Source organism: Streptomyces sparsogenes (assembly GCF_001704635.1).
In the GTDB taxonomy this organism is placed as follows: domain Bacteria; phylum Actinomycetota; class Actinomycetes; order Streptomycetales; family Streptomycetaceae; genus Streptomyces; species Streptomyces sparsogenes.
Genome location: NZ_MAXF01000016.1, coordinates 138,179 through 146,567 on the forward strand (window position 1 = coordinate 138,179; position 8,389 = coordinate 146,567).

Annotated in this window: 8 protein-coding genes and 1 pseudogene; 1 reads left to right on the forward strand and 8 read right to left on the reverse strand. The window is 69.3% G+C overall.

The window, feature by feature from the left end; all coding sequences use genetic code 11:
* Positions 1-57: 57 nt before the first annotated feature.
* From trpD to ctaE, 5 genes are all read right to left on the reverse strand, one after another.
* Positions 58-1,131 (reverse strand): anthranilate phosphoribosyltransferase, encoded by a 1,074-nt coding sequence (gene trpD / locus BBH68_RS02750; protein WP_065958608.1) that lies wholly within the window; start codon positions 1,129-1,131, stop codon positions 58-60.
* A 212-nt stretch (positions 1,132-1,343) separates the two neighbouring features.
* Positions 1,344-2,975, reverse strand: coding sequence for a cytochrome bc1 complex cytochrome b subunit (qcrB, locus tag BBH68_RS02755; RefSeq protein ID WP_065958609.1), 1,632 nt, complete (start codon positions 2,973-2,975; stop codon positions 1,344-1,346).
* The gene (qcrA, locus tag BBH68_RS02760; protein ID WP_065958610.1) at positions 2,972-4,030 is read right to left on the reverse strand and encodes a cytochrome bc1 complex Rieske iron-sulfur subunit; all 1,059 of its coding nucleotides are present in this window, start codon (positions 4,028-4,030) and stop codon (positions 2,972-2,974) included. Before qcrA ends, qcrB begins: the two co-directional genes overlap by 4 nt.
* Entirely contained in the window at positions 4,027-4,836 is an 810-nt protein-coding gene (qcrC, locus tag BBH68_RS02765; RefSeq protein WP_065958611.1) for a cytochrome bc1 complex diheme cytochrome c subunit, read from the reverse strand. Before qcrC ends, qcrA begins: the two co-directional genes overlap by 4 nt.
* A gap of 68 nt (positions 4,837-4,904) precedes the next feature.
* Complete coding sequence (gene ctaE, locus BBH68_RS02770; RefSeq protein WP_065958612.1) at positions 4,905-5,525, reverse strand: aa3-type cytochrome oxidase subunit III; 621 nt, start codon at positions 5,523-5,525, stop codon at positions 4,905-4,907.
* A 234-nt stretch (positions 5,526-5,759) separates the two neighbouring features.
* Here ctaE and BBH68_RS02775 point away from each other — a divergent pair, with 234 nt between their 5' ends.
* Complete coding sequence (locus BBH68_RS02775) at positions 5,760-6,161, forward strand: hypothetical protein (protein WP_065958613.1); 402 nt, start codon at positions 5,760-5,762, stop codon at positions 6,159-6,161.
* Between the two features lie 96 nt (positions 6,162-6,257).
* Here the strand turns inward: BBH68_RS02775 and BBH68_RS02780 are convergent, their stop codons facing one another.
* From BBH68_RS02780 to BBH68_RS38905, 3 genes and pseudogenes are all read right to left on the reverse strand, one after another.
* Positions 6,258-7,511 carry a L,D-transpeptidase gene (locus BBH68_RS02780; RefSeq protein ID WP_079150753.1) on the reverse strand — a complete coding sequence of 418 codons (1,254 nt, stop codon included), beginning with the start codon at positions 7,509-7,511 and terminating at the stop codon, positions 6,258-6,260.
* Positions 7,512-7,711: 200 nt separating this feature from the next.
* Positions 7,712-8,110, reverse strand: a complete 399-nt coding sequence (locus BBH68_RS02785; protein WP_065958615.1) for a cytochrome c oxidase subunit 4 — start codon at positions 8,108-8,110, stop codon at positions 7,712-7,714.
* Positions 8,107-8,389, reverse strand: a pseudogene (locus BBH68_RS38905) (aa3-type cytochrome oxidase subunit I); the annotation flags it as partial. The pseudogene BBH68_RS38905 and the gene BBH68_RS02785, both read right to left, overlap by 4 nt.

An 8,389-nucleotide genomic window follows, 5' to 3' on the forward strand; every position in this document is an offset into this window, starting at 1 on the left:
GTACGCAGGGCGGGCAGGGGACGGGATCCGGGCGCCGGCAGAAACTACCGGCGGAAACTACGCGTTGGTGGCCAGGACCCAGCGGTCCAGGGAGGCGCGGGCCGCGCCGGAGTCGATGGACTCGGCGGCCTTCTCGATCCCCGTGGCGATCCGCTCCGCGAGCGGCTTGCCGCCCGTCCCGCCCTCCAGGGCGACCAGGGCCGCCGCCGAGTTGAGCAGCACCGCGTCGCGGACCGGGCCGCGCTCCCCCGCCAGCAGCCGCCGCGCCACGTCCGCGTTGTACGAGGGGTCGGCGCCGCGCAGGGCCTCCACCGGGACCAGGTCGATGCCGACGTCCCGCGGGTCGAAGGTCTCCTGCCGCACGGTGCCGTCCTCGACCACCCACACCTGGGAGGTCGAGGTGACGGTCAGCTCGTCCAGGCCGTCGTCGCCGCGCATCACCAGCGCGCAGGAGCCGCGCTCGGCGAGCACACCGGCCATGATGGGCGCCATGCGGGCGTCCGCGACCCCGGTGGCCTGGGCGCGCACCCGGGCCGGGTTGGTGAGCGGCCCGAGGAAGTTGAAGATGGTGGCGATGCCGAGCTCGCTGCGCGCGGTCCCGACGTGGCGCAGCGCGGGGTGGAAGCGCATCGCGAAGCAGAAAGTGATGCCCGCTTCCTCGGCCACCTCGGCCACCCGCCCGGGGGTCAGGTCCAGGTTGACGCCGAGCCTGGCGAGGACGTCGGAGGAGCCGCTGGCGGAGGACGCGGCGCGGTTGCCGTGCTTGACCACCTTGGCGCCGGTGCCGGCCACCACGAGCGCCGACATGGTGGAGATGTTGACGGTCTTGGCGCGGTCGCCGCCGGTGCCCACGATGTCCACGGTCGGCCCGGGGACCTCGATCACATTGGCGTGTTCGTACATGGTGCGCACCAGCCCGGACACCTCCGCCACGGTGGCGCCCTTGGCGCGCAGCGCCACCGCGAAGCCGGCGATCTGGGCGTCGCTGGCCTCGCCGCGCATGATGCGGTCCATGACCCAGGCGGTGTCGTCGGCGGCGAGGTCGTGGCCGAGCAGCAGGGAGTCGAGCACGTCCGGCCAGGTGCGGGCCGTCGCGCGGTTGTCGCCTCCGGCTGGGGTCACAACGTCCATGGTCCGCTCCTGGATCTCGGCTGGGCTGAGGGGGTCCGCGCGGTTCGACGGGGCGGCCCCGTGGCAAGCCTATCGGCGCGGCGGGGGGTGGCAGGTCCCTGCCCGGGTCCTGGACAGGGGCCCGTACCACGGCCCAGGGCCCCGGCCCGGACCGTGTGGTCCGGGCCGGGGCCCTGGTGTGTGGCGTAACAGCTGAGGTGTTCGCTGAGAGATCAGTGGTGGCCGTGGCCGCTGGTGATCTCCTTGTACTCCTCGGTGGTCGGCTTGGGGATCACGTTGTCCCCGCCGTAGTAGCCCTTGGACAGCTTGGCCCGGAGCTTCTGCGAACGCTTTATCTTGCGGCGGACACCGTTCTCGTCGACCTCGGGGCCGATCTCGAGCGGCTTGGGCTGCTCATGCTGGGTGAGCTTGAACAGGTCCTCCTGCGAGAGCGGCTCGTGCACCTCGATGAACTCGCCGTGCGGCAGCCGCTTGATGATGCCGGTCTCGCGGCCGTGCAGCACCTTGTCCTTGTCGCGCCGCTGCAGACCCAGGCAGATCCGCTTGGTGACGATGAAGGCCACCACCGGGCCGACGAAGAAGGCGATCCGGACGAACCAGGTGATCGAGTTGATCGACAGGTGGAAGTGGGTGGCCCACAGGTCGTTGCCACCACCGACCAGCATCACCAGGTAGACGGTCAGCCAGGCGACACCGAAGGCGGTCCGGGTCGGGGCGTTGCGCGGGCGGTCCAGGATGTGGTGCTCGCGCTTGTCGCCGGTGATCCAGGACTCGATGAACGGGTACAGACCGATCGCGAACAGCACCAGCGGGAAGAGCACGATCGGGATGAACACGCCCAGGACGAGGGTGTGGCCCCACAGGTTGATCTCCCAGCCGGGCATCACACGGACCAGACCCTCGGCGAAGCCCATGTACCAGTCGGGCTGGGCGCCGGTGGACACCTGGTCGGGCCGGTACGGGCCGATGGCCCAGATCGGGTTGATGGTGGCGATCGCGGAGAGCACCGCGATGACGCCGAAGACCAGGAAGAAGAACCCGCCCGCCTTGGCCATGTAGACCGGCAGCAGGGGCATGCCGACCACGTTCTTCTCGGTCTTGCCGGGCCCGGGGTACTGCGTGTGCTTGTGGTAGAAGACCAGGATCAGGTGCGCCACCAGCAGGCCGAGCATGATGCCCGGCAGCAGCAGGACGTGGACCGGGTAGAGCCTGGGGATCAGGTCCATGCCGGGGAACTCGCCGCCGAACACGAACATCGAGATGTAGGTGCCGACGACCGGGATCGACAGGAACACGCCCTCGATGAACCGCAGACCGGTGCCGGAAAGCAGGTCGTCGGGGAGCGAGTAGCCGGTGAAGCCGGTCAGCATGCCGAGGAAGAACAGCAGGAAGCCGAACAGCCAGTTGATCTCGCGCGGCTTGCGGAAGGCGCCGGTGAAGAAGACGCGCATCATGTGCACGAGCATCGCGGCGAGGAAGATCAGCGCGGCCCAGTGGTGGATCTGCCGGATGAGCAGACCGCCGCGCACCTCGAAGCTGATGTCGAGCGTCGAGGCGAACGCCTCGGACATCCGCACGCCCTGCATCGGGACGTACGGGCCGTGGTACGTGACCTCTTCCATGCTGGGGTGGAAGAACAGCGTCAGATACACACCCGTGAGGATGATGATGATGAAGCTGTAGAGCGCGACCTCACCCAGCATGAAGGACCAGTGGTCCGGGAAGATCTTGCGCATGTTGGCCTTGGCGAGGCTGTAGACGCCCAGCCGGCCGTCGGCCCAGTCGGCGACGCGCTCGCCCGCGGGGGCCTTGCGGTCCCGCTGCGATTCAGTTGCAGTACTCATCCGCGCTCCCAGAAAGCAGGACCGACGGGCTCCGCGAAGTCGCCCTTGGCTTCGAGGTAACCGTCCTTGTTGACCCCGATCCGCAGCTGCGGCAGGGCGTGCCCGGCCGGGCCGAAGATCACTCGGCCGCCGTCGGAGAGGTCGAACGTCGACTGGTGGCACGGGCACAGGACGTGGTGCGTCTGCTGCTCGTAGAGGTTGATCGGGCAGCCGACGTGGGTACAGATCTTGGAGAACGCGACGATGCCGTCGTGCGACCAGTCCAGCTCGCGCTTGTCCTTGATGTTCTCCGGCTGGAGCCGGACCAGCATCAGGGCCGCCTTGGCGATCTGCGTCTGGAAGTCGTGGTCCTCCTCGCTCATGCCCTCGGGCATGGCGAAGGTGAGCGAGCCGACCACGATGTCCTCGGGGCGCAGCGCCTCGTTGGTGTTCTGGTTGATCAGGCGCTTGCCCTTGCCCCACTTGGTGTGGCGGAGCTTGTCCTGCGGCAGCGGGCCGAGGTCGCGCAGCAGCACCAGGCCGGAGAGCGGCACCAGGGCCAGCGCGCCGAAGAGGGTGTTGCGGGCGAGCTTGCGCCGGCCGAAGCCGGACTCGGCCGCGCCCTGCCGGAAGTCGTCCAGCACCTTGGCCTTGACCTCGGGCGAGGCCTCGATCGGGTGGCGCTCGTCGGCGATCTCCACATCGGACATCAGGGTGCGGGCCCAGTGGACCGCGCCCGCGCCGATGGTGAACAGCGCGATGCCCAGGGTCAGGCCGAGCGCGAAGTTCAGCGCGCTGATGTGGCCGAGCGGGAAGACATAGATGATCTTGTCGACCGGCAGCGCCACAAACGAGGCGATGAAGGCGATCGTCGCCACCATGGAGGCGGTGAAGAACAGCGCGACCGTGCGCTCGGAGCGCTTGGCGGCTCGTTCGTCGATGTCCTGCTGCCGGGGCTCGTGCGGCGGCAGGCCCGGGTCGGCGAAGGGGTTGTCGGCGGGCTCTACCGCGCCGCCCTCTTCGCCTCCCCGCCCCTCGGGCAGGTGGTCTTCGTGTGAATTGTCGTGGCTACTCATGACTTCTTGGCCTTTGCGGTCCGGGCGGCGACCCAGATGGTCAGGGCGATCATGGCACCCATGCCGAAGATCCAGCCGAACAGGCCCTCGCTGACCGGGCCGAGGCCGCCGATCTCCATACCGCCGGGGGTCTCGGTCTTGTCGCTGTTGACCGTGTCCAGGTACGCGATGATGGCCTTCTTCTTCTCCTCCGGCATCGTGGTGTCGGGGAAGGAGGGCATGTTCTGCGGGCCGGTCTGCATGGCCTCGTACAGGTGCTTGGGGGACACACCCTCGAGCGACGGCGCGTACTTGCCGTTGGTCAGGGCGCCACCCTTGCCGACGAAGTTGTGGCACTGCGCGCAGTTGGTGCGGAAGAGCTCGCCACCCTCGGCGACGTCGCCGCCCGCGGGGTCGTACTGCTCCTTGGTGGGCGTCTCCGGGCCGGGGCCGAGCGAGGCGATGTACGCGGAGAGCTGCTGGATCTGCGCGTTCGAGTAGATGTTCCTCTTCTTGGGCACCTGCGCGCCGGGCTGCTGCGCGGGCATGCGACCGGTGCTGACCTGGAAGTCCACGGCGGCGGAGCCGACGCCGACCAGGCTCGGACCGTCGGTCGTACCCTGACCGCCGGTGCCGTGGCAGCTTGCGCAGCCGACGGCGTAGAGCTTCTTGCCCTCCTCGATGGCGAGGGACTGGGCGGAGCTGTCATCGGCCTTCGCCTCGCTCGGCGAGAACGCGGCGTACAGCCCCCCAGTGACCGCCAGCGCGAAGAGTAGGACGACGAGCGCAGCCAGCGGATGGCGCCGTCGTGCGGAGAGCTTTTTCACGGATTACCCCGGTGTCAGGATCTTCTGCGTCGATGCTTTGAGGACGTGGTGCCAGTACGGCGACCGGATTACTTGATCATGTAGATCGTGGCGAAGAGGCCGATCCAGACGACATCGACGAAGTGCCAGTAGTAAGACACCACGATGGCCGCCGTCGCCTGCTGGTGGGTGAACCTCTTGGCCGCGTACGTCCTGCCCAGGACCAGCAGGAAGGCGATGAGTCCGCCCGTCACGTGCAGTCCGTGGAAACCGGTGGTCAGGTAGAACACCGAGCCGTACGGGTCGGACGAGAGCGAGAGACCCTCGTGCTTGACCAGCTCGGTGTATTCGAAGATCTGACCGCCGACGAAGATCGCGCCCATGATGAAGGTGATCACGAACCAGGTGCGCAGCTTCTTCACGTCACCGCGCTCGGCAGCGAAGACACCGAGCTGGCAGGTGAGGGAGGAGAGCACCAGGATCGTGGTGTTGGTCGCGGAGAACGGGAAGTTCAGCGCGGACGCCATTTCCTTCCAGTGCTCTGCCCCGGTCACCGATCGCAGGGTGAAGTACATCGCGAAGAGGGCCGCGAAGAACATCAGCTCGGAACTCAGCCAGATGATGGTTCCAACGCTGGTGAGGTTCGGCCGGTTGACCGACGGGTGCGCGTGCCCGGTATCTACTGCTGTTGCTGTCGCCACGACCGACATTATGTCGGTCGCTTATCCAGCCCTCACTCCCGGGGGTACCGTTCGGAGTGTCAAGGGCATCGATGCTGCTCGTACGGCCCGTTGCGAGCGGGTGTCCGGCGGGCTTCGCGCCTGGTCGGCCGGTCTCCGGGCCGGTCCCCCGAAGGAGGGAGGGGTCTGCACGCCCCCTCCTCCACACGGCGGTACGGGAGTACCATCCGCGCCAGGAGTCCACCCACGTAACGCGGAGGAACGATGCAGCCGACCGCCACGGTGCTGGTCTACAGCGATGACTCGGGCACCCGTCAGCAGGTGCGGCTCGCGGCCGGGCGCCGGCCCGCCCCCGATGTCCCGCCCGTGGAGTTCGTGGAGTGCGCGACCCTCCCCGCCGTCCTCTCGGCGCTGGAGGAGGGCGGCATCGACGTGTGCGTGCTGGACGGGGAGGCGGTGCCCGCGGGCGGCATGGGGGTCTGCCGGCAGATCAAGGACGAGATCTTCCGCTGCCCGCCGGTCCTGCTGCTCATCGGCCGCCCGCAGGACGCCTGGCTGGCCACCTGGAGCCGCGCGGAGGCCGCGGTCACCCACCCGGTGGACCCGGTGGCCCTCGCCGACGCCCTGGCGGGGCTGTTGCGCAAGCGCCACGCCGTGGGCGCCTGACGGGGCGCACCGGGCCGCACCCGGGTCACCTCCGGGTGGTTCGAGGGGCGGCCCGAGGGGGCGGCTTCACGGGCCGCCTCCTGGCCGCCTTCCCGGTCACACCTGGGGCCGCAGCCTCGCCGACTCGGCCGCGTTGACGCCGTCGGCCCGCCCGGCCGCCAGGGCGCTGCCCTCGCGCCACTTGTCCCAGGTCATGTTCCAGTCGCCGAAGCCGTTGTCGAACGACGTCATCATCGCGCCGCGGCTGTTGACGACCTTGACGATGTCGCCGAGGCGCACGGTGTCGAAGAACCAGCGCGCGTTCTCGGTGCTCATGCCGGTGCAGCCGTGGCTGACGTTGGCCGAGCCCTGCGACCCCACCGACCAGGGCGCCGCGTGGACGTACTCGCCGCTCCAGGTCACCCGGACGGCCCAGTAGACCATCAGGTCGTAGGAGTTGCCGAGGCCGATGCTGGCCCCGGTCATCCGTACGGAGGACTCCTTGGCGAGCACCACCTTGGTGCCGTTGCGGGTGTCGAAGCCGGGCATGCCGGTGGTGATCGGGATGGTCCGGATGGCCTGGCCGTTCCTGTACACCGTCATCTGGTGGGTGCCGGAGTCGGTGAGGGCCTCGACCCGGTCGCCGGTGCGCAGCCGCAGCGGCTTGGAGGGCCCGCCGTACAGGCCGGCCGCGACCCTGATGCCCTCCAGGTTGGCGTGCACGTCGATCGTGGCGTGCGCGGGCCAGTAGTCGCGCGGGCGGTAGTGCAGGTGCCGGTCGTCCACCCAGTGCCAGGCGCCGTCCACGGCGGGCTGTGAGTCCACCTTCAGGGCGCGCTCGACGACGGACCGCGCCGAGAGGTCCTTGACCGGCGCGCTCAGCTCGGCGGTGACGGGCTGTCCCACGCCGTAGGTGCCCGCCTGGGGGCCGAAGGTGACCCGGAGCCGGCTCTCGGCCCCGGTGGTGTCGAAGCCGATGGTCCGGCGCCCCGGCGCCCCGTGGGCGTCCTCGGTGCTCACCCGCAGCGTGTAGTGGGTGCCCGCGGCCAGTGGCACGGTGCTGCGCCAGCGCTTGCCGTCGGGGGTCAGCTCGCCGCGGACGTACCGGCCCGCGGAGTCGGTCGCCGTGACGTCGGTGATGCGGCTGTCGTCGCCCTTGGCCGTGACCTCAAGCGGCTTGTCGGGGTCGGCCTTGTGGCCTTCGCCCACGCCGCTGAAGGCGACCTGGTCGGCCGCGTCGTACGGCTTGGCCGCCAACGGGTCCGAGGAGGGGCCGCCGCATCCGGTGAGCCCCATCGTTATCAGGGGTGCCAGCAGCACAGCGCAGCCGAGCACCGTCCGGGATCGGGGTGATCGAGGTGTGTGGCTCATGGTCACAAGCTAGAAAGACCGGTTGCGGACGGCTCGTGGAGTGAGGCAGTCGGGTGAACGGGGGGCCGACGCACTCCGGGGGACGACGCGCTCCGGGGGACGACGTACTCCGGGAGACGACGAAGCGGGGCCCGGACACCTGGAGGAGGTGTCCGGGCCCCGCTCGGGCCCGTCTCGACGGGACCCCGGTGCCTGACCGGTTACTGGTTCTGGTTCTCGCCGCGGTAGTACTCGAACACCCAGCCGAAGAGGCCGGCCAGGATGACCGGGGCGGAGAAGTACAGCAGCCACCAGCCGAAGATCACGCCCATGAAGGCCAGGGCGCCACCGACGGCCAGGAACAGCGGCTGCCAGCTGTGCGGGGAGAAGAAGCCCAGCTCACCGGCGTCGTCCGCGACATCCGCGTTCTTGTTGTCCTGCGCCCCGACATCCACCCGGCGGGCGGTGAAGGCGAGGTAGTAGCCGATCATCACGCTCAGGCCGAAGGCCAGGAAGAGCGCGGTGGTGCCGGCGGGCTCCTTCGACCACACCCCGTAGACGATCGCCATGATCAGGATGAAGACGGAGAGCCAGATGAACATCCGGCCTTGGACCTTCACTTGCCGGCCTCCTTGCCACCCGCGAGGGCCTTGTCATCGGACGAGGCGGCCCCGTGGTTCTCGAGCTGGTCGAGCGCCGCGATCTCCGGGTGGTGCAGGTCGAACGCCGGCGCCTCGGAGCGGATCCGCGGCAGCGTGAGGAAGTTGTGCCGCGGCGGCGGGCGTCGCCCACTCCAGCGAGCGGCCGTAGCCCCACGGGTCGTCGACCTCGATCTTCTTGCCGTACTTGGCGGTCTTCCAGACGTTGTAGAAGAACGGCAGGATCGACAGGCCAGGCCG

Excerpts from the sequence above, each read along its gene's own strand:
- qcrA (WP_065958610.1), bottom strand. The coding sequence starts at position 4,030 with ATGAGTAGCCACGACAATTCACACGAAGACCACCTGCCCGAGGGGCGG.
- ctaE (WP_065958612.1), bottom strand. The coding sequence starts at position 5,525 with ATGTCGGTCGTGGCGACAGCAACAGCAGTAGATACCGGGCACGCGCAC.
- qcrB (WP_065958609.1), bottom strand. The coding sequence starts at position 2,975 with ATGAGTACTGCAACTGAATCGCAGCGGGACCGCAAGGCCCCCGCGGGC.
- trpD (WP_065958608.1), bottom strand. The coding sequence starts at position 1,131 with ATGGACGTTGTGACCCCAGCCGGAGGCGACAACCGCGCGACGGCCCGC.
- BBH68_RS02775 (WP_065958613.1), top strand. The coding sequence starts at position 5,760 with ATGCAGCCGACCGCCACGGTGCTGGTCTACAGCGATGACTCGGGCACC.
- BBH68_RS02780 (WP_079150753.1), bottom strand. The coding sequence starts at position 7,511 with ATGAGCCACACACCTCGATCACCCCGATCCCGGACGGTGCTCGGCTGC.